Annotated in this window: 19 protein-coding genes; 7 read left to right on the top strand and 12 right to left on the bottom strand. The window is 63.2% G+C overall.

Annotated features, from left to right (window positions below; all coding sequences use genetic code 11):
* Positions 1-3: 3 nt before the first annotated feature.
* From IB249_RS08175 to IB249_RS08165, 3 genes are all read right to left on the bottom strand, one after another.
* Complete coding sequence (locus IB249_RS08175; protein WP_192303417.1) at positions 4-2,487, bottom strand: TonB-dependent siderophore receptor; 2,484 nt, start codon at positions 2,485-2,487, stop codon at positions 4-6.
* Positions 2,488-2,584: 97 nt separating this feature from the next.
* A complete protein-coding gene (locus IB249_RS08170) occupies positions 2,585-3,526 on the bottom strand; it encodes a FecR domain-containing protein (RefSeq protein WP_192303415.1) in 942 nt (313 codons plus the stop codon).
* A complete protein-coding gene (locus tag IB249_RS08165) occupies positions 3,523-4,047 on the bottom strand; it encodes a sigma-70 family RNA polymerase sigma factor (protein ID WP_192303413.1) in 525 nt (174 codons plus the stop codon). The genes IB249_RS08170 and IB249_RS08165 overlap by 4 nt, the downstream gene beginning before the upstream one ends.
* A 203-nt stretch (positions 4,048-4,250) precedes the next feature.
* On the opposite strand from IB249_RS08165, the gene IB249_RS08160 reads away from it, so the two are divergent.
* The 5 genes from IB249_RS08160 (at position 4,251) to IB249_RS08140 (ending at position 10,353) form a co-directional block, all read left to right on the top strand.
* Positions 4,251-5,162, top strand: coding sequence for an AraC family transcriptional regulator (locus IB249_RS08160; RefSeq protein WP_192303411.1), 912 nt, complete (start codon positions 4,251-4,253; stop codon positions 5,160-5,162).
* Between the two features lie 77 nt (positions 5,163-5,239).
* Positions 5,240-5,707, top strand: coding sequence for a (2Fe-2S)-binding protein (locus tag IB249_RS08155; RefSeq protein WP_192303409.1), 468 nt, complete (start codon positions 5,240-5,242; stop codon positions 5,705-5,707).
* Positions 5,707-7,956 (top strand): xanthine dehydrogenase family protein molybdopterin-binding subunit, encoded by a 2,250-nt coding sequence (locus tag IB249_RS08150; RefSeq protein ID WP_192303407.1) that lies wholly within the window; start codon positions 5,707-5,709, stop codon positions 7,954-7,956. Before IB249_RS08155 ends, IB249_RS08150 begins: the two co-directional genes overlap by 1 nt.
* 17 nt (positions 7,957-7,973) lie before the next feature.
* Entirely contained in the window at positions 7,974-9,326 is a 1,353-nt protein-coding gene (locus IB249_RS08145; RefSeq protein WP_192303405.1) for a c-type cytochrome, read from the top strand.
* A gap of 10 nt (positions 9,327-9,336) precedes the next feature.
* Complete coding sequence (locus tag IB249_RS08140) at positions 9,337-10,353, top strand: XdhC family protein (protein WP_192303403.1); 1,017 nt, start codon at positions 9,337-9,339, stop codon at positions 10,351-10,353.
* Positions 10,354-10,369: 16 nt separating this feature from the next.
* On the opposite strand, the gene IB249_RS08135 is transcribed toward IB249_RS08140, so the two are convergent.
* Together IB249_RS08135 and IB249_RS08130 are read right to left on the bottom strand one after the other, a co-directional pair.
* On the bottom strand, positions 10,370-11,935 hold the full coding sequence (locus IB249_RS08135; RefSeq protein WP_192303401.1) for a GMC family oxidoreductase: 1,566 nt from the start codon (positions 11,933-11,935) through the stop codon (positions 10,370-10,372).
* A 113-nt stretch (positions 11,936-12,048) separates the two neighbouring features.
* Positions 12,049-12,975, bottom strand: a complete 927-nt coding sequence (locus tag IB249_RS08130) for a LysR family transcriptional regulator (RefSeq protein ID WP_192303398.1) — start codon at positions 12,973-12,975, stop codon at positions 12,049-12,051.
* 211 nt (positions 12,976-13,186) lie between these two features.
* Here IB249_RS08130 and IB249_RS08125 point away from each other — a divergent pair, with 211 nt between their 5' ends.
* Positions 13,187-13,960, top strand: coding sequence for an SDR family oxidoreductase (locus tag IB249_RS08125; protein WP_192303396.1), 774 nt, complete (start codon positions 13,187-13,189; stop codon positions 13,958-13,960).
* Here the strand turns inward: IB249_RS08125 and IB249_RS08120 are convergent.
* From IB249_RS08120 to IB249_RS08110, 3 genes are read right to left on the bottom strand one after another with little or no spacing between them, the layout of a single operon-like run.
* Positions 13,957-14,160: a hypothetical protein gene (locus tag IB249_RS08120; RefSeq protein ID WP_192303395.1), complete on the bottom strand. Its 204-nt coding sequence runs from the start codon at positions 14,158-14,160 to the stop codon at positions 13,957-13,959. The two genes, IB249_RS08125 and IB249_RS08120, sit on opposite strands and share 4 nt — an antisense overlap.
* Positions 14,157-14,483, bottom strand: a complete 327-nt coding sequence (locus IB249_RS08115; RefSeq protein WP_192303393.1) for an AzlD domain-containing protein — start codon at positions 14,481-14,483, stop codon at positions 14,157-14,159. Before IB249_RS08115 ends, IB249_RS08120 begins: the two co-directional genes overlap by 4 nt.
* Positions 14,480-15,220 (bottom strand): AzlC family ABC transporter permease, encoded by a 741-nt coding sequence (locus IB249_RS08110; protein ID WP_192303391.1) that lies wholly within the window; start codon positions 15,218-15,220, stop codon positions 14,480-14,482. The genes IB249_RS08115 and IB249_RS08110 overlap by 4 nt, the downstream gene beginning before the upstream one ends.
* Positions 15,221-15,401: 181 nt before the next feature.
* Here IB249_RS08110 and IB249_RS08105 point away from each other — a divergent pair, with 181 nt between their 5' ends.
* Positions 15,402-17,402 (top strand): peptidase U32 family protein, encoded by a 2,001-nt coding sequence (locus tag IB249_RS08105; protein WP_192303389.1) that lies wholly within the window; start codon positions 15,402-15,404, stop codon positions 17,400-17,402.
* 199 nt (positions 17,403-17,601) lie between these two features.
* Here the strand turns inward: IB249_RS08105 and IB249_RS08100 are convergent, their stop codons facing one another.
* From IB249_RS08100 to IB249_RS08085, 4 genes are all read right to left on the bottom strand, one after another.
* Positions 17,602-17,937 carry a hypothetical protein gene (locus IB249_RS08100; protein WP_192303387.1) on the bottom strand — a complete coding sequence of 112 codons (336 nt, stop codon included), beginning with the start codon at positions 17,935-17,937 and terminating at the stop codon, positions 17,602-17,604.
* A gap of 117 nt (positions 17,938-18,054) precedes the next feature.
* Positions 18,055-18,528 (bottom strand): L-alanine exporter AlaE, encoded by a 474-nt coding sequence (gene alaE, locus IB249_RS08095; protein WP_192303385.1) that lies wholly within the window; start codon positions 18,526-18,528, stop codon positions 18,055-18,057.
* A 291-nt stretch (positions 18,529-18,819) separates the two neighbouring features.
* Complete coding sequence (locus IB249_RS08090) at positions 18,820-19,296, bottom strand: hemerythrin domain-containing protein (protein ID WP_192303383.1); 477 nt, start codon at positions 19,294-19,296, stop codon at positions 18,820-18,822.
* Positions 19,297-19,528: 232 nt separating this feature from the next.
* The gene (locus IB249_RS08085) at positions 19,529-20,407 is read right to left on the bottom strand and encodes a LysR family transcriptional regulator (RefSeq protein WP_192303381.1); all 879 of its coding nucleotides are present in this window, start codon (positions 20,405-20,407) and stop codon (positions 19,529-19,531) included.
* Positions 20,408-20,494: the final 87 nt, after the last annotated feature.

Genomic DNA, 20,494 nt, shown 5'->3' with positions numbered 1-20,494 from the left:
CGATCAGAAATCGTAACGCGTGCTGAGCATCACGTTACGCGGATCGCCGTAATAACCACTGTAGAACGTGGTATCGAGGGCGCTAAGGTACTTCTTGTCGAATACGTTGTTGACGTTGAGTGTGGCCGATAGCTGGTCGGTGACCTGGTAGCGTGCCATCAGGTCGAAGACGGCGTAATCGTCCTGCCTGGCCTTGACCGCACCGGGCAATCCCGCCGGTGTGGCGCTGAAATGAATGCCACTCTGCCAATTCATGCCACCGCCCACGGTCAGTCGATCGAGTTCGCCTGGCAGGCGATAGGTGTTCCACAGCTTGACCGCGTTGGCCGGGCTCACGGTGTTGATGCGCTTGCCGTCGGCGTCCTTGGTTATGCTGTGGTTATAGCTGGCGCTGAGGTTCCAGTCGGGCATCAGGTCTCCGTTGAGCTCCATCTCGAAACCCTTGGTCGTGGCGCCGCTCACCGCTCGATAGGCCGCCGTGGTGGTGCCGGGAATGACTTGACCCGGGTCGACTTCGGCGAGGTTGTCCTGCTTGATGACGAAGGCGGCAATACTGGTGTTCAAGCGACCACCGAAGTACTCGCTCTTGAAACCGACTTCGTAGTTGTCACCTTCACGGGGCTTGAGGGTGGCGCCGTCGCGGTCGCGCACGCTCTGCGGTTTGAAGATGTTGGTGTAGCTGGCATACACCGAGTGGATGTCGTTGAGGTCGTAGACCACCCCTGCATAAGGTGTGACGACGCCGGTTTCCTTGTAGGTGGTGACGCGGTTCAGGGCCGGTGTCAGTGCGTAGCTCAGATCGTAGGTGTAATCGTAGTCGCTGACCCGTGCGCCGAGGATCACCGAAAGGTCGTCGCTCGGACGCAGCCGGGTCGCAAAGTAGATGCCGCGCTGGTAGATCGTGGTGTCGCCGTCGTACAGCTTGCCGAGCGAGGTGTTGGCCCTGGCGGTGTTGTTGTCCCAGGTGTAGAAGTTGACGACGCGACCTTCGACAGCGGTGCCGCGCAGCGGGCTGTGGCGGTTCTCGTATTTGGCGTAGTTGTAGCCAACGATGGCCTCATGGCGTCGGCCGAACAGTTCGAACGGGCCCTGCGCCTGCAGGTCGACGCCGGTCTGCTTCTGCCAGGTGCTGCCGGCGCCGCCATACAGACGAACGCCTGCGCCGGTGGTCTTGTTGGGGAAGCCCCAGCTGGCGGTGGCCAGTTCATAGTCGCTGCGGTCAATGTACATCTGGTTCAGCGATGCTTTGAGCGTCCAGTCGCGGGCGAGTTTCTGTTCCAGGCTGAAGAAGCTGTTGAGGGTGTTCTGTTCGTTGGAACTCCAGCGTGCGGCGCTGTTGGTGGAGCGAGAGAAGTCGGTCTGTTCGCCATTGCTGTAGAACAGGGGAAAGGCCACCGAAGAGGAACCCTGCGGCTTGTTCTTTTGATAATCAGCGCCGAAGGTCAGCAGGGTGCTGTCGCTCAGGTCGGTTTCGAGGATGCCGTAGTAGACATCGCGTTCCTGATGGTAGTGATCCATGAAACTGTCGTTTTGCTGGTAAGCAACCACCGTACGCCCGCGCACGTTGCCGGTGGGCGTCAATGGGCCGGACAGGTCAACTTCGCCACGGTACTTGTTCCATGAGCCCAGCCCCCCGCTGATATGTCCTCGAAATTGCTCGGTGGGGCGTTTGCGTACCATGTTGATGGTGGCGGACGGGTCGCCTGCGCCGGTCATCAACCCCGTCGCGCCGCGCAAGACTTCGACGCGGTCGTAGATCGCCATGTCGGCCAGGCTCTGGGCCGAGACCTGGCTGACGATGTCCAGCGTGGTCGGAATGCCGTCGAACTGGAAGTTGTCGACCGTGTAGCCGCGCGAGTAGATGTTGAAGCGCTCGCTGCCCAGGTTCTGCACGGTGATGCCGGGCGTCTGTTCCAGTACTTCGGGCAGGCTTGCGAGGTTCTGGTCGTCCATCCGCTGGCGAGTCATGACACTGACCGACTGCGGCGTTTCGCGCAGTGACAGGTTCATTTTGGTGGCAGTTGCGGAGCTGCCGGTGGTGTACGAGCCGGTGCCTTCGGTGGTCGAGCCGAGTGCGGCGCCGGTCACGTTGGTCGCGCCCAGTTCAAGCACATCATCGCTGCCGCGTGGTGCCAGCAGGTAATCGCCCGACGGACCCTGTGTCACTGTCAATCCGCTGCCGGCCAGTATGTTGGCGAAGCCCTGTTCCAGGGTATAGCTGCCCTGCAGGCCCTGACTGTGCTTGCCGCTGGTGAGGCCGGCGTCGAAGGACAGGACCACGCCTGACTCGTTGGCAAAACGGCCGATGACCGCGCCCAACGGGCCGGGCTGAATGGCGTAATCTCGCGTGACGGATTGCGCCATGGCTTGGCTGTTCGAACCCATCAACGGCTGGAGAAGACCGACCTGCAAGGCCAGCGTGGTGCCCAGGACGGCAATGGCCAGTGGTTTGCGCGGATGGGGCAGGGTGCGGTTGGGGCGATGCATGAAGACTCCTTCGAATGCAATGAGGCTGTTTTGCACAAGGAGTCGTACGAAAACCTGAAAATCGACAATCGTTAATGAGAATATTTTTCGAAAAGACTCAGGCGCGCGGTTCGACCCTGACCCAGAAGCGTGTGCGCGTTTCGATCCGTACCGGTAGCGCCTGGCTGATCGCTGCCATTGCACGGTCGGTGTCGTCCAGCGGGAAAGCGCCGGACAGTCGCAACCCGGCGACTTGTGGCGCGCATTGGATGATGCCCGGCCGATAGCGTTGCAATTCGCTCAGTGCGTGGTCCAGGCGCCAGTCGTCGATCACCAGTCGGCCGTTGCGCCAGGCGTCCCGTTCCGGGCTCAGCGATTGCGGTGTCGACAGAGGGCCCTCGCTAAAGTCGAGACGGTTCCCGGCCCGGACGATCAGCTCATTGTCGACAGGGTTGTTGCGTACCGCGACGGCATGTTCGAAAACGTTGAGTTCGGTGTGGGCGTCGTATTGGCGAACACTGAAACGGGTTCCCAGTGCACGCATCTCGCCTTGGGCGCTGCGCACCTTGAGGGGGCGCGGGTCCGTACCGGTTTGCACCCAGATTTCCCCGGCACGCAGGATGATCAGGCGTTGTGTCGCGTCGTAGCGGATATCCACGGCGCTTGCCGTGTTCAGGGTAATCAGCGTGCCATCGTCGAGGTTCAGGTTGCGACGCTCACCGGTACGGGTGCGCAGGTCGGCCATCCACACCGGCATCTCCCGGTAGCCGGACCAGGCCAGCCCGCACGCCCCTGCGCCGAGCAGCAGACTCTTGAGCACGGCCCGCCGGTCGAGGCGCGATTCGCCCGCCAGCAGAGCGCGGCGGGCCAGTGGGCCGGAGACACCCTGAAGTTCGGCCTGAAACATTTCCAGGCGCTGCCAGGCCCACTGGTGCAGCGGATCTTGCTGATGCCAGGTGAGCCACTGCCGCCGAGTGTCCTCGCAGCCCGGTACCGCGCCGAGACGAGCGTGCCACTGCGCGGCATCGCGAAGGGCCAGGCGCTGCTTCGCGGCGTTCATGCCTGCGCATCCAGGGCAAAGAGCAGGCACTGCTCGGTGGCCTTGGCCATGTACTTGGTGACCGAACTGACCGATACCCCGAGGTGTTCGGCGATCTCGATATAGCCCAGACCCTCCAGCTGGGCGAGCAAAAACGCCTGCCGCACCTTGTAGCCGAGCCCGTCGAGCATGGCGTCCAGCTGCAACAAGGTTTCCAGCATCAGCATGTGCTGCTCGGGGGAACAGGCGAGCAGTTCCGGCTCTTGCGCCAGTGCATCGAGGTAAGCCTGCTCCACACTGCGCCGCCGCAAGTGGTCAATCATCACGCGCTTGGCGACGGTGGCGAGGAAATGCCGCGGCTCGCGCAAGGGATGGGCGATGGTGCCGGTCAGAAGACGAACGAAGGTGTCATGGGAAATGTCGGCAGCCTTGTCTCGATCAGCCAGACGCTTGCGCAGCCAGCCAGTGAGCCAACCGCCGTGGTCACGGTAAAGACTGTCCACCTGTTGATGCAGCGGCGAAGGCGGCAGAATGGCGGACATGACGGACTCCCTGTCGGTTTATTTGAGGATAAGAATTAATCGCAATTGTATGAAGGCTGACGCGGTTTGTGAATAGGTCATCGATGAACCCGCGCACTTGCGCAATCCAATCGAATACTTGCCTGATCCTCTGAACATGCAGGGTGATGGATAGGAAAGCCGCTGGGCGCAGGCTAGAGTCTGGCCAATAGGAGCGAGCCGCCATGATCCATGTCAGTCCCTGCAAGGAGTCGCCTCTGGCCGCGAACATCGACCCGCGAACCCGTCAATCGGGTGATTTCGCCACGTCGATTCCCGGCCTGTCGCTGTTTCGCCGCGATCAGCCGGCGGCGCCGGCGGTCTGCATGGTCGAGCCGAGCCTGATCCTGGTGGCGCGTGGCGAGAAACGCCTGTGGGTCGGTGGCGAGGGTTATCGCTACGACCGCTCGGGCTTTCTGATCACCTCCCTGGACCTTCCGGCCAATTCCGAAGTGCTGACCGCCAGCGCCGGGCAACCCTGTGTCGGGTTGGTCCTGAAGCTGGACATCCCCATGCTCGCCGAGGCGCTTGCCAAGGGCGGTATGCCAGTCACCCGTGGCCGTGCAATCGACAGGGGGGTCGGGATCGGCACCATGACCCCGGCGCTGAAAGACGCGCTCAATCGCCTGCTGGCATTGCTCGATGAGCCGGAGGCGATCCCGGTGCTCGCGCCGCTGATCCTGCGCGAGGTTCACTACCGCCTGCTCAGGAGCGACCAGGCGACGCGGTTGCGTCAGATCACGGCCGTCGATGGCCAGGGCTATCGCATTGCCAAGGCCATCGACTGGCTCAAGCTCAACTACAGCGTCCCGCTGCGCATTGATGAACTGGCGGCGCGCGTGCAGATGAGCGCGCCGACCTTTCACCACCATTTTCGCCAACTGACCGCGATGAGTCCCCTGCAGTACCAGAAATGGCTGCGCCTGAACGAAGCGCGGCGGTTGATGCTCAGCGAACGCCTGGACGTATCGCGGGCGGCGTTCGCCGTGGGTTACGAGAGCCCTTCGCAGTTCAGTCGTGAGTACGGCCGGATGTTTGGCAACGCGCCCAGAAATGACATTGCGCAGCTGCGTGGGCAGGTGCTGGATGCCGTCTGAAGACCCCATCGAATGCCGTGGAAACGGCGGAAAAAAACATAAATAAAGTACATCAACCGATGATCAGCGGGTGAGCCATGGAATTACGAATCAACCAGAAGACCTATCAAGTCGATGCCGACGCCGATACGCCCCTGCTGTGGGTGATCCGCGATGACCTGGGCATGACCGGCACCAAATACGGCTGCGGGCTGGCGCAGTGCGGTGCGTGTTCAGTGCTGGTCGACGGCAACGTGGTGCGTTCCTGCGTCACGCCGGTGGCCGGTGTGGTCGGTCGCGAGGTGACGACCATCGAGGCCATCGAGGCGGATGAAGTGGGCAAGCGGGTGGTGGCGACCTGGGTTGAGCATCAGGTGGCCCAGTGTGGCTACTGCCAGTCCGGGCAGGTCATGGCCGCCACGGCGCTGCTGAAAAACAACCCCACGCCGAACGACGCGCAGATTGAGGCGGCCATGGTCAATCTCTGCCGTTGCGGCACCTACAACGCCATTCAGGCTGCGGTCCACGACCTTGCCGGCCAGCCTGCGAAGAAAGGGGAAGCCTGATGAGCCCGCGTATCGATTCCGTGGAAGAAACCCTCCATTTCACACTGACTGACCCGGTGAACGTGTCCCGTCGGCGTTTTCTCGCCGGCACCGCCGTGGGCGCTCTGGTGCTGGGCTTCGGCCTGCCGCTCGGTTCGGCCAGGGTGCAGGCGGCTGCCACCGCGGCAGCGGAACGCGGGACCCAAGTGCCGGCGTTTCTGGAAATCCGCCCGGACAACACCGTGCGTCTGCTGTGCCCGTTCATGGAGGGCGGGCAGGGCACCTACACCGCCATGGCGCAGATTGTCGGTGAAGAATTGGACGCCGATCCCGCGAGCTTCCGGGTCGAGGCCGCGCCACCGGGCGAAGCCTATGTGGTGCTGGAAAACGGCATGCGCATTACCGGCGGCAGCATGTCGGTGCGCATGAGCTACCCGACCATGCGTCGCCTGGGGGCGCTGGCCCGGGCCATGTTGCTGCAGGCGGGCGCCGAAAAGCTCGGCGTACCGGTGGGTGAACTGACGACCGAGCCGGGCAGGGTCGTGCACGCCGCCTCGGGGCGCACGCTCGCCTACGGTGAATTGGCCGAGCGCGCGATGGACCTGCCGGTGCCTGATCCGGCCAGTGTCCAGTTGCGTGATCCGCGTCAGTTCCGCTGGATCGGCAAGCCAGTCAAGCGCCTCGATGCCTACGACAAGTCGACCGGCAAGGCGCTTTACGGCATCGATCTGAAAGTCGACGACATGCTGCATGCCGCCGTGCAACACGCGCCGCGCCTGGGCATGACCGTCGGCAACCTGCGCAACGAAGAACAGGTCAAGGCCATGAAAGGCGTGCACTCGGTGCATCGCCTGCCCGGCGCAGTGGCGGTGGTCGCCGAGCGCTGGTGGCACGCCAAGCGCGCGGTGGAGGCGATTCAGGTCGACTGGCAGGAGCCGGGCGCCGACTCCCAGGTGCGGGCGATGCCGGCGGACTTTTCCAGCGATGCATTCGTCAAGCGCCTGGCCGCCGAACGGGGACCCGCCCGCGACGATGAAAACGAAGGGGATGTCGCCGGCGTCCTGGCCAAGGCCAAGACCACAATCGAGGCCACCTACCATAATCAGTACCTCAACCATGCTCAGCTGGAGCCGCCGTCGGCGCTGGCCCGGTTCAACCCGGACGGCTCTCTTGACGTCTGGCTGCCCAACCAGGCGCCGGACATGTTCCTTGCCGACATCGCCAAGCGGACCGGTCTCGACGCTTCGCGGATCAACTTGCATTCACCGTTGCTTGGCGGATTTTTCGGCCGGCATTTTCTCTACGACTCGGCCAACCCCTACCCGCAGGCGATTGCCCTGGCCAAAGCGGTGGGACGCCCGGTCAAGCTGATCTGGACCCGCGAAGAAGAGTTCCTGCGCGATGCACTTCGGCCTATCGCCGCCGTCAACTTCCGCGCCGCACTGGATACCGATGGCCTGCCGTTGGCCATCGAAGCGATCAGTGCCACCGAAGGCCCCACCGAATCACTGGCCGGCAAGCAGGGTGAAAAGCTCGACCCGACGGCCCTCGAAGGCCTGGCCGGCAAGTCCTACGCCATTCCCAACAAGCGGATCGCGCAGATCTACGTCAAGGGCCCGGCCATGCTCGGTTACTGGCGCTCGGTCGGCAATTCACTCAACGATTTCTTCTACGAAGCGTTCCTCGATGAAATCGCCGACAAGGGCGGCAAGGACCCGTTCGAATTGCGCCTGCACTTGCTGCGCGATAACCAGCGCCTGACCACGTTGCTGCAAGCGGTGGGTGAACTGTCGGGCGGCTGGAAGCGCGGCCCGTTCACGGCCGAGGACGGCACCCGGCGTGCGCGTGGCGTGGCCATGGCTTCGCCGTTTGGCACCCAGACGGCGGTGATCGCCGAGGTGTCGATCGAGAAGGGCCAGGTCAAGGTGCACGACATCTGGCAGGCCATCGACCCGGGCAGCATCGTCAACCCGGCCATCGTCGAAGCCCAGGTCAGCGGTGCTGTCGCACTGGGCCTGTCTCAGGTGCTGGTGGAGGAGGCGGTGTACATCGACGGCAAGCCCCGTGCGCGCAACTACGATTTGTACCCGATCCTGCCGCCTTCGCGGATGGCTCGGGTCCATGTGCGGGTGGTCGAGAGCGGGGAAAAAATGGGCGGTATCGGCGAACCGCCGTTGCCGGCCGTCGCACCGGCCGTGGCCAATGCGGTGGCGACCCTCACGGGGCAGCGCATCCGCAGCATGCCCTTGAGCCGCTACACCTTCACTTGAACAGCGCCGGAGCGTCCATGAGTAACCGCCGATTCGCAAGAACCGCTGGCTGGTTGGCCGTGCCGTGCCTGGTCGCGGCCGGCCTGCTGGCCTGGTATGTCACCTCTGAACCCGCCTCGCGCCTGGACAGCCAGCCGCTGGCCGCGGCCGATATCGACGCGGCACTGGTCAGCCGCGGCGAGTATGTCGCCCGGCTCAGCGACTGCGTGGCCTGCCACAGTGTGCCCGACGGTGCGCCCTTCGCCGGCGGTCTGGAAATGGCCACGCCCTTGGGAGCAATCCACGCCACCAACGTCACCCCGGACCCCGAGACCGGCATAGGCCGTTACAGCCTGGCGGACTTCGACCGCGCGGTGCGCCACGGGGTGGCGCCGGGTGGGCGGCGGCTATACCCGGCCATGCCGTATCCGTCTTACGCCAAACTCAGCGACGACGATGTCCGGGCCTTGTATGCCTTTTTCATGAAAGGCGTGGCACCGGTCAAACAGGTCAATATCCCCAGCGATATCCCCTGGCCGCTGAACCTGCGTTGGCCGATCGCGTTGTGGAACGGGGTGTTCACCGACACCGGGCCCTACGTGGAAAAACAGGCGCAGGATGCGCTGTGGAACCGTGGTGCCTACATCGTCCAGGGCGCAGGCCACTGCGGCAGTTGTCACACCCCGAGGGGGGTGGCGTTCAACGAGAAAGGGCTGGACGAGTCCGCCACGCCGTTCCTCGCCGGCGCCTTGCTCGATGGCTGGTACGCACCGAGTTTGCGCAACGATCACAACACCGGCCTGGGGCGCTGGAGCGAGCCGGACATCGTCCGGTTCCTCAAGACCGGTCGCAACCGGCATGCCGTGGTCTTCGGCTCGATGACCGAGGCGTTCAACAACTCCACGCAGTTCATGAGCGATGACGATCTGGCTGCGATTGCGCGCTATCTCAAGTCATTGCCCGGCGACCTCCAGCGTGACGGCGCTCCCTGGCAGTATCAGCCGGTGGCCGCCGCCACCCTGCAGGAAGGCCCGGGTGCGCATACCTATGTGACCCGCTGTGCCTCCTGTCATGGCCTGGAAGGCAAGGGGCAGCCCGAGTGGATGCCGCCGCTGGCCGGCGCCACCTCGGCATTGGCCGGGGAGAACGCTTCGGCGATCAACATCACCCTCAACGGCTCGCAACGCGTCGTCGCTGCCGGTGTGCCGGATGCCTACCGCATGCCCGCCTTCCGTGAGCAGCTGTCGGATCAGCAGATTGCCGAAGTCCTGACGTTCATGCGCAGCAGCTGGGGCAACCAGGCTGATGCAGTGACTGCCCAGGCTGTCGGCAAGCTGCGCGAACACACCGATCCGGCCAGCAGCAGCCCGATCATTCTGCAAATGCGTTGAGGAGGGGTTGATGGAAAGCATCGACGTGCTTGTCCTGCGTACCGCGCGCGATTGGCTCGCCGCCGGGGATCGCGTGCTGCTCGCCACCGTGGCGCGCACCTGGGGTTCGTCGCCCCGTCCGGTGGGCTCGATGATGGCCTTGCGCAGCGATGGCCGTGTGGTGGGCAGCGTGTCTGGCGGCTGTATCGAAGACGACCTGATCCACCGCTACACCACGGCGTACGGCGGCGATGGGCTGACGGACGGGGCGCCCGAGGTGGTGCGTTACGGCGTCAGCGCCGATGAAGCCCATCGCTTTGGCTTGCCCTGTGGCGGCACCCTTGAACTGGTCCTCGAGTTCAGCCCGTCAGGGGCATTGCTGGACGAACTGTTGGCGCAACTCGACGCGGGCCGGCTGGTGCGTCGCCGGCTGGTATTGGCTGCCAGCACGGTCACGCTCGAACCCAGCGCAACCCCGGAACAGTTCAGCTTCGATGGCCGGCAAATGATCAACACCCTCGGACCCGGCTATCGCCTGCTGATGATCGGCGCCGGCGCGCTGGCCGAGTACCTGGCGACCATGGCGTTGTTCAACGGCTTCAAGGTGGCGGTCTGCGATCCGCGTCCCGAGCACATGCAGACGTGGGCGGTGGGCGGGGTGGAGCGCATTATCGGCATGCCGGATGACGTCGTGCGGGACTTCGCAGTCGATCTGCGCACCTGCATCGTGGCCCTCAGTCATGACCCCAAACTCGACGACCTGGCCTTGCTCGAAGCCTTGCACGGGCCGGCGTTCTATATCGGCGCCATCGGCTCGCGACGCAACAGCCAACTGCGTCGCGAACGCTTGATCGAGCATTTCGGCGAGACCGAGGTCTCGCTCGAACGCCTGCAAGGTCCCATCGGCCTCTACATCGGCAGCAAGACCCCGGCGGAAATCGCCGTGAGTGTGATGGCGCAGATTCTGGCGGCCAAGAATGGCGTGGGTCTGTCGGGGGGACTGAGCGTGGCGGCCGCCAAGACCCGCGAGTGTCTGGCGGCGACCTGAGTGCACACGGCGACAGTCAGCCAGCCGGTGCCAGTCCATGGGCCGCGAGGATCAGATCGGCCGCGCGCTCGCCGATCACCACGCACGGCGCCATGGTGTTGCCGACCGTGATTCGCGGCATGATCGAAGCATCGGCGATCCGCAGCTTCTCGATGCCATACACCTTGAGCTGATGGTCAACCACCGACAGCGCATCCCGGCCCATTTTCGCCGTGCAGCACTGGTGCCAGTAGGTCACCGCCGAATCACGGATGAATCGTTCCATGGCCCGTCGGTCACGCTGGCCGGGAACGACCTCCCGCTTGATCAGTGCTTCGAAGGCGTCGATGTTGCCCAGTTCCCGGCACAATTCGATGGACGCGAACGCGGCAGCCATGTCCTGCGAAGTGCTCAGCGAATTCGGCTCGATGAGCAGGTTGTCCAGCGGGCCGGCACCCGACAGGCGCAATCGGCCCCGACTGCCGGGGCGGGCGAGACCGGCGAACATCGTCCAGCCGTGTTGCGGCGGCTGAACACCGACCTCGGGCGGGGAAGGGACCGGAAACTCGAGCTGGCACTGCAGCAGGTCCGGGGCGTCCAGGCGAGCATCGCTTTTCCAGTACAGGGTGGCTTCGCAACCCCCGCCGCCGACGGCCTGGGGCTGCCGATACTCCCAGGTACAGCCGAAGGCTAAGTGGTCCTGATGGTTTTGGCCGACGCCGGGCAGGGGATTGATCAGGTCGATCCCGTGGGGGCGAAGCTCCTCTTCCGGTCCGATCCCCGATTGCATGAGGACCTTTGGCGTGTTCACCGCGCCCATCGACAGCACCACTTCATTTTCCGCGTAGAAACAGCGGCGCCGATGGTCGATCAGCACTTCGACACCCGTTGCCCGTGTTCCCTGCAGCAGGAGGCGGGACACCCGTGCCCCGGTGAGGACGGTCAGGTTGGGAGCGTGCAAGTGGGGCTTGATGTAGGAGTCGTACATCGATTCTCGCTGTCCGCGGTTGATGCGCAGGTCGGTGATGGCGACGCCGCCGGAACCTTCCATCATTTCGCCATTGGGGCTGTCGAACCGGGGAATGCCCAGGCGGCTGGCGGCTTCCAGCGTGGCCCAGGCGAGCGGTTGCGGCGCGGTTGGCTGCGCGACGTGCACGGGGCCGCCGACACCCCGGCGCTGGGCGTCCGGCAGGCCTTGCCAGTTCTCGATCCGCGCGTAGTAGCGCAATGCGGAGTCGTAGCCCCATGCCGAATCGCCGGATTCGGCGGCAAAGTAATCCCAGTCCGATCGGTGTCCGCGTGCCCACACCATCACGTTGATGCTCGATCCACCTCCAAGCCCCTTGCCCATGCTCAAGGACAGGCGACGACCGTTCAGATGGGGATTGGGCTGCCCTTCGAATGCCCAGTCGCGCTCCGAGCCCAGGTTCAGTGGCCATTGCGAAGGCTCTGTGATCGCGGGGCCGGTGCTGCCATGACCGGCTTCGAGCAGCAGCACCCGAACGTCTTTGTGCTCGGCCAGGCGTGCCGCGACCACGCAGCCGGCCGTGCCGGCGCCGCACACGATGAAATCGTAATGGCTGTCAGGGGTGGGGCGATTCATGCGTCACACCCGGCGAAGGCGCGGGTGATGGTGTTTGATGTGATTGTTTTCATTGGATCAGCTCCCTGGATGGAAGCCCGATTCTGCGGGTGGCCCTGTGCGCCAGGTATCGGTCAATTGTCCGACCCGGGGCCCTCCAGGCCCGTCAGGTTGGCGCGAGCCAGCGCGGTGAACGCCTTGAGCGCAGCGCTGGGATTGCGGCGGTTGGGGTAATACAGGCACAGGTTGTCCCGGGGCGGCGTCCAGTCTTCAAGCACCCGCTCGAACTCGCCGGCGGCGACTTCATCGAGCACGTCCTGCTCCATGAAAAAACCAAGGCCCACGCCGGCCTTGACGGCAGCCTTGGCCACACCGGATTCGTCGAGGGTGAGCGGGCCCTGCACATCGAGGCGCAGCACTTGTCCCTCCCGCTCGAACTGCCAGGGGTAAATCGCGCCGTTGGGCAGACGAATGCGAATGCACGGATGATGGAGCAGATCTGCAGGCGTGCCGGGTCGGCCATGCCTGGCGAAATACCCCGGCGTGCCGACTACCGCGTAGCGTTGCGGCTGCCCCAGGGCGATCACGATCATGTCACTGGGCACGAGGTTCGCGGACCGCACACCGAGATCGAAACCGTCAGCGACGATGTCGACCAGACGGCCTTCGGTCACCAGATCAATGTGCACGTGCGGATAGCGCCGCAGGTACTCCAGCACCAGCGGCAACAGCGTCGAGCGGGCGGCACTGGCGAACGCGTTGATGCGCAACACCCCCGACGGCCCGGCGCTGTGGGATTGCACGGCGTCGAGTGCCGCGCGGACATCCTGCAGGGCCGGGCCGACCTGCTCCAGGAACATCTTGCCGGCTTCGGTCAGGGACACGCTGCGCGTGGTGCGATTGAACAACCGCGTGGCGAGGTTCGCCTCCAGTCGGGCAATGGTGTTGCTCAACGCGGTGGTGGACATGCCGAGGTCGATTGACGCCTGACGAAACGAAGCCCTGCGCGCCACGGCCATGACGGCATCCAGCTCATTGAGGCTAACGCGAGGCTCGGGCATTGGATTGTCCTGGTTTGCGGGATGGGGCATTAATGTTTGTCCCAGTTGAGCAAACTATCAGGGTGGCGGCAAGATCCTTGTGTCCAACTACCGGACGCGAGACAGGAGACCCCGTCATGAGTTTTACCGGCCATATACCCGGCAACCCCATTCAGTTCGACCACGCGTTGGTGTTTGAGAATGCCCGTGCCCGCTCCCTGGAGATTGCGCCATGAACCTTGAGTTGAGCGGAAAACGGGTCCTGGTGACCGGCGGCACCCAAGGCGTCGGACAGGCTGTGGTCAAACAGCTCCTCGCCGAAGGGGCGAGGGTGGTGACCGCGGCCCGACACCCGGGCAGCGACCTGTCCGATGCCCTGTTCGTCCCCGCCGATCTCTCGACCGGCGAAGGTTGCGATGCGCTGGTGAGCGCGATCAGGCACAGCCTGGGCAGCGTGGACATCATCATCCATGTGCTGGGTGGCTCCTCGTCGCCCGGTGGCGGATTCGCTGCACTGGGCGACGAGCACTGGCAGCGCGAGCTCGACCTGAACCTGTTGCCGGCGGTGCGCCTGGATCGTGCGTTGCTCCCGGACATGTTGGAACGTGGGGCGGGTGTGATCGTCCATGTGACGTCGATTCAGGGCCGCTTACCGTTGCCCGAAGCCACCACGGCCTATGCCGCGGCCAAGGCGGCGCTCTCGACGTACAGCAAAAGTCTGTCGAAGGAAGTCTCGCCCCAGGGCGTGCGTGTGGTTCGCGTGTCTCCGGGATGGATCGAAACCGAAGCCTCGATTGCGTTGGCCGAAAGGCTGGCACAGGAGGCCGGTACCGATTACGAGGGCGGCAAGCGAATCATCATGAATTCGCTGGGCGGCATCCCGCTCGGGCGGCCTGCAAAACCATCGGAGGTGGCTGACCTCATCGCGTTCCTGGCTTCGCCTCGGGCGGCGTCCATCACCGGGAGCGAGTTTGTCATCGATGGCGGGACGATTCCGACGACTTAGTTGGAGGGCATTTGCAGGGAAGCGGTGGTTGCCGTTCGCTGACGTTCCGCGTGCAGAAGGTCCAGCAATTCGTCGATCAAGTCGATCAGTGCTTGCGCGCGGCCGGCAATCACCTCTTTCTCTTGCGTGTACCAGCCGAGCAAAACGCCCTTGAGCGTGCAACGCAGCGAAATGTCGCCGGCTGAAGGCCCGCGCTTCATGATCCCATGAACTTGAATGCCCAAAGCGCGCCCATGCCCACCGCCAGTGTCAGGATTGTATTCCCGGTCTTCCAGGCGACCCAGGCAGCGACCACAGCGGCGGGGATCTGCGGGTTACCGAGCACGAATTCACTGTGCCCGTTGGGATACACCACCGCCGGAAGCACCAACGCCGCCAGCACACTTGCCGGTACGTAGCGCAGGGCTCGATCGAGCACTTCGGGAATTCGCCATCGACCATAGAGTTCGACGAACGAAAGGCGCATCACGAATGTACCCACGCCGACTGCCACAAACAGTCCCCACAACGCCAGGTCGCTCATGGTGTCTCCCGTTCGGCATCGTCAGCGTCCATCGTGTTCACAGTGCTTCGACGAAACCTCTCGATCAATAGCCCGGCAAGAACGCCACCTGTCGAAGCCATGACCAACCCGAGGTTGTAAGGTATATCGATTGCCAACACCGCGATCAACCCGCCAGCCGCTGCGGCTCCCAGGCTCGCGGCACTGCGCAGGTTGGGGACGAGAAGCGCCAGGAAAGACAGGGGGATGGCAAAGCTCAGGGACCACGACTCCGGGATGCTGGCGCCCAGAAAGACCCCGGCCAGAACCGAGAGCTGCCAGGTCAGCCACATGCCAATGGCGGTGCCGGCATAGAAGTAATGCCCGAAGCGATCGGGTTGCCCCGCTGAAAGCCTCAGGCTGTAGAGCGCGAACGACTGATCGGATAGCAGGTAGGACAGGGGCCATGTCCAGCGACGAGGCAAGTGATGCAGGTGAGGGGCCAGTGACGCGCTGTACATGATGAAGCGCAAGTTGATGATCAAGGCAGTGACCACGATGGCCACCGGCAAGACACCGTTGTGCAGCAGCTGGAGTGCAACCATCTGCGCAGACCCCGAGTAAAACAGCATCGTCATGCCCATCGCCGTACCGGGCGACATGCCCATTTCGATGGCCATCACGCCGGTCACCAGCCCGAAAGGAATCACCCCGGGGGTCAATGGCATGAGCGTTCGAATGCCGTGCAGAAAAGCGTCCGTACCCGTTCGATACTGCATGTCGTTTCCTTGTCGTTCCTGTGCTGGTGACGTCAATCCGGCTGCGTTCTCAGGTTCCCGCCGGCACGAGATCTCACCGAAGCAAGTGCCCGTTTGACTGCATTCGGTCGCACCCCGGTGCCGATCAGGCATTTGGCCGGTACAATGCGCAGCTCAACCGTGCCAAACCAGATAAAAACATATGTCCTTGCCCAAGCACCACTTGGAACTGCTCAGCCCCGCCCGTGACGTGAGCATCGCCCGCGAAGCCATCCTGCATGGCGCTGACGCGATCTATATCGGCGGCCCGAGCTTCGGCGCCCGCCACAACGCCTGCAACGAGGTGAGTGAAATCGCCGGGTTGGTGGAATTCGCCCGTCGCTACCATGCCCGGGTGTTCACCACCATCAACACGATCCTGCACGACAACGAGCTGGAGCCGGCGCGCCAGTTGATTCATCAACTGTACGATGCCGGGGTGGATGCGCTGATCGTCCAGGACCTGGGGGTGATGGAGCTGGATATTCCGCCCATCGAGCTGCACGCCAGCACCCAGACGGACATCCGCACCCTGGAGCGGGCGAAGTTCCTCGATCAGGCCGGTTTCTCGCAGCTGGTGCTGGCCCGTGAACTGAACCTCAAAGAGATTCGTGCGATTGCCGATGAAACCGATGCCGCCATCGAGTTTTTCATCCACGGCGCGTTGTGCGTGGCGTTCTCCGGCCAGTGCAACATCTCCCACGCGCAGACGGGCCGCAGTGCCAACCGTGGCGACTGTTCCCAGGCCTGTCGTCTGCCGTACACCCTTAAAGACGAAAAGGGTGGTGTGATCGCCTACGAAAAACACCTGCTGTCGATGAAAGACAATAACCAGAGCGCCAACATCCGCGCCCTGGTCGAGGCCGGCGTGCGCTCGTTCAAGATCGAGGGGCGCTACAAGGACATGGGCTATGTGAAAAACATCACCGCCTATTACCGTCAGCGCCTGGACGCCGTGCTCGAGGATCGCCCGGACCTGGCCCGTGCCTCCAGCGGTCGTACCGCGCACTTCTTCGTGCCCGACCCGGAAAAGACCTTTCATCGTGGCAGCACCGATTACTTCGTCAGCGAGCGCAAGATCGACATCGGCGCCTTCGACTCACCGACCTTCACCGGTTTGCCGGTGGGCGTGGTGGAGAAGGTCGGCAAGCGCGACATGCAGGTGGTGACCACTGAGCCTCTGTCCAACGGCGACGGCCTCAATGTCCTGGTCAAGCGCGAGGTGGTGGGTTTCCGCGCCAACATCGCCGAGCCCAGGGGCGAGTTCGAGGAGGAGGGCGAGAAGCGCTATCGCTATCGCGTCGAACCCAACGAGATGCCGGACGGCATGCACAAGCTGCGGCCCAACCATCCACTGAGTCGCAACCTCGACCACAACTGGCAGCAGGCATTGCTCAAGACCTCCGCCGAGCGGCGCATCGGCGTGAGCTGGCTGGCGCAACTGGATGAACGACGCCTGCAACTGACCGCCACGAGCGAGGAGGGCATCAGCGCCAGTGTGGCGCTGGACGGCCCGTTCGGCCTGGCCAACAAGCCGGAGCAGGCGCTGGAGCAACTGCGTGACCTGCTCGGTCAGCTCGGCACCACCGAGTATCACGCCACGGACATCAGGCTCGATGCGCCGCAGGCGTTCTTCATCCCCAACTCGCAACTCAAGGCCCTGCGCCGCGAAGTGATCGAAGCCTTGACTGCGGCGCGTGTGGCCGCCCACCCGCGGGGCAGTCGCAAGGCCGAGACCAGTCCGCCGCCGGTGTATCCGGAATCGCACCTGTCGTTCCTGGCCAACGTCTACAACCAGAAGGCCCGGGATTTCTACCATCGTCACGGGGTCAAGCTGATCGACGCCGCGTTCGAGGCCCACGAGGAAACCGGGGAAGTGCCGGTGATGATCACCAAGCACTGCCTGCGCTTCTCCTTCAACCTTTGTCCCAAGCAAGCCAAGGGCGTCACCGGGGTTCGCACCAAGGTCGCGCCGATGCAGCTGGTACATGGCAACGAGGTGTTGACCCTGAAGTTCGACTGCAAGCCTTGCGAAATGCACGTCATCGGCAAGATGAAGGGGCACATCCTCGGCCTGCCATTGCCGGGCAGCGTCGCGGAGCCCATCGTCGGTCACATCAGCCCGGAAGACCTGCTGAAAACCATCCCTCGCGCGCCGCACTGACGTCGGCGGATAACGCCTGCAGCAAACACGAAAATGCCCGGTCGATCAGCCGGGCATTTTTGTCTGGGCGCGAGCTTGCTCGCGAGAGGTGCCCGGAGATTTTTCGCGAGCAAGCCCGCTCCTGCACAGGGTGCAGACGTAAAAAAGCCCGGCGGGTCAGGCCGGGCTTCTTGTCGAGTCCTGCGGTGAAACCCTGCATTCAGGCGACACGGCGTTCGATCAGACGGTCTGAACCACCTTCGGCAACGGCATCACTGAACAGCGAGTCGGTCTCAGTAGCAGCGACGGCGTCACTGAACAGAGGGTCGGTTTCAGTGGCAGCTACGGCATCGCCGAACAGACGGTCAGTTTCAGTGGCGGCAACGGCATCGCTGAACAGACGGTCGGTTTCGGTCGCTGCAACGGCGTCGCTGAACAGACGGTCGGTCTCAGTCGCGGCTACCGCATCGCTGAACAGTGGGTCGGTTTCGGTCGCGGCAAAAGCGTTCAGTGCGAAGATCGAGAAGGCGATGCCGAGGATAGTTTGGCGTTTCATGGTGGTGTACTCCGTGTTGTGCTGAGTGGGTATGGAGCTGATGTTACGCCGCTATAGAAATATGAAAACTTCATTGAGTTAATGGTTGTTATTGACACAGTCAATGATGAACTCGCTTCAGGGGTCCTGCACGTTCAGCGACATGGGCTTGTCTCCGCCGTCCGGCAGACCGAAGCGACGCCTGACGAGGTTCAGGAACGCTCCGTAGGGCCTCCCCAGCGCCAGCATGATGACGGTCACGCCCAACGAACCGCGCAACAACGCGTCACTGTCAGCACCGGATATCGCCAGGATGGCGGCATAGATGGGCACCTGGAAGCTCACCAGCGCCAAAGCGTCCCAGGCGATCCGCGAGCCTCGACGGGGCCCGGAAAAGCGCATGATCCAGTCTCGCCAAAGGCCATAGGGGCGACCCGACACAACCATCAGCCCGGCACCCAGAAGCCGTGCATCCAGCACCTGTTCCCAGGTCATCCCCGCAATGAACCGTTCGTTGAGAATGCCCGTGGCGGTAAAGAACACAATCAACGCCAGCGTATCGGCCGCGAATGATCGCCACCGGTCACTTGACGCTCGGGTTGAACTCGACAAAACGCGGGCCTCCAGTCTGTTTCATCCCGACAGGGCGGCATCGATCGGCAGGACCAAAGGATTCAGCGGGACAATCAATGGCTCTGACCACGCCCGGTGTCCTTTTGTCCAAACGGTTTGCTCAAATGCCTCATCGAGCGGCCGATCGAGTGTTTAGTGAGACCCCGCACTTTGCAGGAGCTGTGACTGGTTGAACGCAGGCTCGACAAAGCTCCCACCGCTGTAACTGACCTGTCCAGGTTGGCGGTCAAAAAAAAGCCCGGCATTTGCCGGGCCCGATACATCAAAACATCACGCCGCCAGTTTGCCGGCTGCGATCTTTTTCATGTGATCCGCTTTCATCTTTTCCATCTGCTGCCCCAGTTCGTCGAGCTTGGCCTTGCCCAAGAGCTTCTTCGCCTGAGGAAACATTTCCGTTTCCTCCTCTTCGATGTGGTGTTCCAGCAGTTCCTTGACCACCTTCACGCGACCGGCAAACTCCGGCGTTCCGGGGTCGGTCAGCTTCAGGTCAGGCAACACCAGGGAGTCCACGGTACGGTGTTCTTCCTTGGCTTCGAAATACATGACGTCCTGTTCTTTACCACCGGCTTCCTTGAAGGCCGGATAGAGAATCTCTTCTTCCAGGCGGGTGTGGATCGAGATTTCCATTTCCAGCTTGCCCAACAGGTCGGAACGTTTTTTCAGCGCCCGATCCGTCGATTCGCTCAGTTGGGTCAGAATCGCTTTTACTTTTTCGTGGTCGGCTTTCAGTAGGTCGATGGCGTTCATGGGTGTGGCCTCTGCTGTCACGGGGGTGAATACAGGCCGTTGTCTCACGGCTCTGTGCGATCCCTTAAGCCTCCGCATAGCTCGTGCCAACCAGGGGCAGAAAAATTATCTTGCCAGATCAAAAGGTTACGTGATTGAAGGCATATCGCCTTCGTGCAGCCTGCCTGAAAAGGGCACGGTGAGTAGTGCAGTTCACGGCCTGTGCGGCCTTCGACCTGCGTCGCTCGAGCCATTACAGGTATTCATGCAGCGCCTGGCTCAGTACTTCGAAGGTCTTGGCGATACGCCTGATCCTGCGCAGGTGGTTATGCATCGCCAGCCAGACATCAATCTCGAAGCCAAAGCTGTCCGGCAGGATCCCGATCAGGCCATGGGCACGTGCAATGCTCGATGGACACAGACCAAATCCCAGCCCGGCCTTGAGTGCGGCGAGTTGAGCGAGGTGGTTGTCGGTGGCAATCGCAAAAGGCTGGTGGGCTTCGCACAATCCTGCCTCCACGAGTCGGCGCAGGTCCGCCGAGCGCCGGTCGGGGCCGATCAGCGGGCCACGGCGCACGGCTTCCAGGCTGTCCGGCCGGCCATGCCGCGCCAGGCACTCGGCGCTGGCGTAGAGACCGACACGCAGGGCGCCGACGCGCCTGGTGACGATCTCGGCTTCGGTGGGGCGGACCAAACGCACGGCGATGTCCGACTGTTGCCGGGCGATGTCTTCCAGCGGGTCGTTGATGCTCAGTTCGAGCTTCAACCCCGGATGGCGATGGTGGAAGTCGCGCAGCAGGCCGGGCAATACCTCGACGCCCAGCAAGTCGCCGCAGGTGATCCTGACGGTTCCGTGTTCCTCATCCGTTTCGGCGCTAGCCATGCGGTTGAACGCTTGCGCGGCGATGGCCATCGCCTCGACATGCTGGATCAGGCGACGTGCCGGATCGGTGGGTGTCAGGCCGGCCGGGGTCCTTGTGAAAAGACTCACGTCCAGCGAGCGCTCCAGCGCCTCCAGCCGTCGTCGGGCCGTGGCCTGTGCGATGCCAAGCAGCTTCGCGGCCCCGCTCAGGCTGCCTGAACGCAGCACGGCGAGAAACACCCGCTGGTTTTCCCATTCGAGACCGCTCATACATTTCTGACCAACAGTTGCTCCATTTTTACGCTTTTACCTGGGCGATTGAACGGGGATCATGCGCCCCTGTTTTTCTGGGACGTC

The sequence above is a fragment of the Pseudomonas sp. PDM04 genome, assembly GCF_014851765.1.
GTDB lineage: Bacteria > Pseudomonadota > Gammaproteobacteria > Pseudomonadales > Pseudomonadaceae > Aquipseudomonas.
This window is presented reverse-complemented; position numbering and strand designations above follow the sequence as displayed.

What these genes read in the sequence shown, in the direction of transcription:
- IB249_RS08175 (WP_192303417.1), bottom strand. Translation starts at nt 2,487, where the DNA reads ATGCATCGCCCCAACCGCACCCTGCCCCATCCGCGCAAACCACTGGCC.
- IB249_RS08170 (WP_192303415.1), bottom strand. Translation starts at nt 3,526, where the DNA reads ATGAACGCCGCGAAGCAGCGCCTGGCCCTTCGCGATGCCGCGCAGTGG.
- IB249_RS08165 (WP_192303413.1), bottom strand. Translation starts at nt 4,047, where the DNA reads ATGTCCGCCATTCTGCCGCCTTCGCCGCTGCATCAACAGGTGGACAGT.
- IB249_RS08160 (WP_192303411.1), top strand. Translation starts at nt 4,251, where the DNA reads ATGATCCATGTCAGTCCCTGCAAGGAGTCGCCTCTGGCCGCGAACATC.
- IB249_RS08155 (WP_192303409.1), top strand. Translation starts at nt 5,240, where the DNA reads ATGGAATTACGAATCAACCAGAAGACCTATCAAGTCGATGCCGACGCC.
- IB249_RS08150 (WP_192303407.1), top strand. Translation starts at nt 5,707, where the DNA reads ATGAGCCCGCGTATCGATTCCGTGGAAGAAACCCTCCATTTCACACTG.
- IB249_RS08145 (WP_192303405.1), top strand. Translation starts at nt 7,974, where the DNA reads ATGAGTAACCGCCGATTCGCAAGAACCGCTGGCTGGTTGGCCGTGCCG.
- IB249_RS08140 (WP_192303403.1), top strand. Translation starts at nt 9,337, where the DNA reads ATGGAAAGCATCGACGTGCTTGTCCTGCGTACCGCGCGCGATTGGCTC.
- IB249_RS08135 (WP_192303401.1), bottom strand. Translation starts at nt 11,935, where the DNA reads ATGAATCGCCCCACCCCTGACAGCCATTACGATTTCATCGTGTGCGGC.
- IB249_RS08130 (WP_192303398.1), bottom strand. Translation starts at nt 12,975, where the DNA reads ATGCCCGAGCCTCGCGTTAGCCTCAATGAGCTGGATGCCGTCATGGCC.
- IB249_RS08125 (WP_192303396.1), top strand. Translation starts at nt 13,187, where the DNA reads ATGAACCTTGAGTTGAGCGGAAAACGGGTCCTGGTGACCGGCGGCACC.
- IB249_RS08120 (WP_192303395.1), bottom strand. Translation starts at nt 14,160, where the DNA reads ATGAAGCGCGGGCCTTCAGCCGGCGACATTTCGCTGCGTTGCACGCTC.
- IB249_RS08115 (WP_192303393.1), bottom strand. Translation starts at nt 14,483, where the DNA reads ATGAGCGACCTGGCGTTGTGGGGACTGTTTGTGGCAGTCGGCGTGGGT.
- IB249_RS08110 (WP_192303391.1), bottom strand. Translation starts at nt 15,220, where the DNA reads ATGCAGTATCGAACGGGTACGGACGCTTTTCTGCACGGCATTCGAACG.
- IB249_RS08105 (WP_192303389.1), top strand. Translation starts at nt 15,402, where the DNA reads ATGTCCTTGCCCAAGCACCACTTGGAACTGCTCAGCCCCGCCCGTGAC.
- IB249_RS08100 (WP_192303387.1), bottom strand. Translation starts at nt 17,937, where the DNA reads ATGAAACGCCAAACTATCCTCGGCATCGCCTTCTCGATCTTCGCACTG.
- IB249_RS08090 (WP_192303383.1), bottom strand. Translation starts at nt 19,296, where the DNA reads ATGAACGCCATCGACCTACTGAAAGCCGACCACGAAAAAGTAAAAGCG.
- IB249_RS08085 (WP_192303381.1), bottom strand. Translation starts at nt 20,407, where the DNA reads ATGAGCGGTCTCGAATGGGAAAACCAGCGGGTGTTTCTCGCCGTGCTG.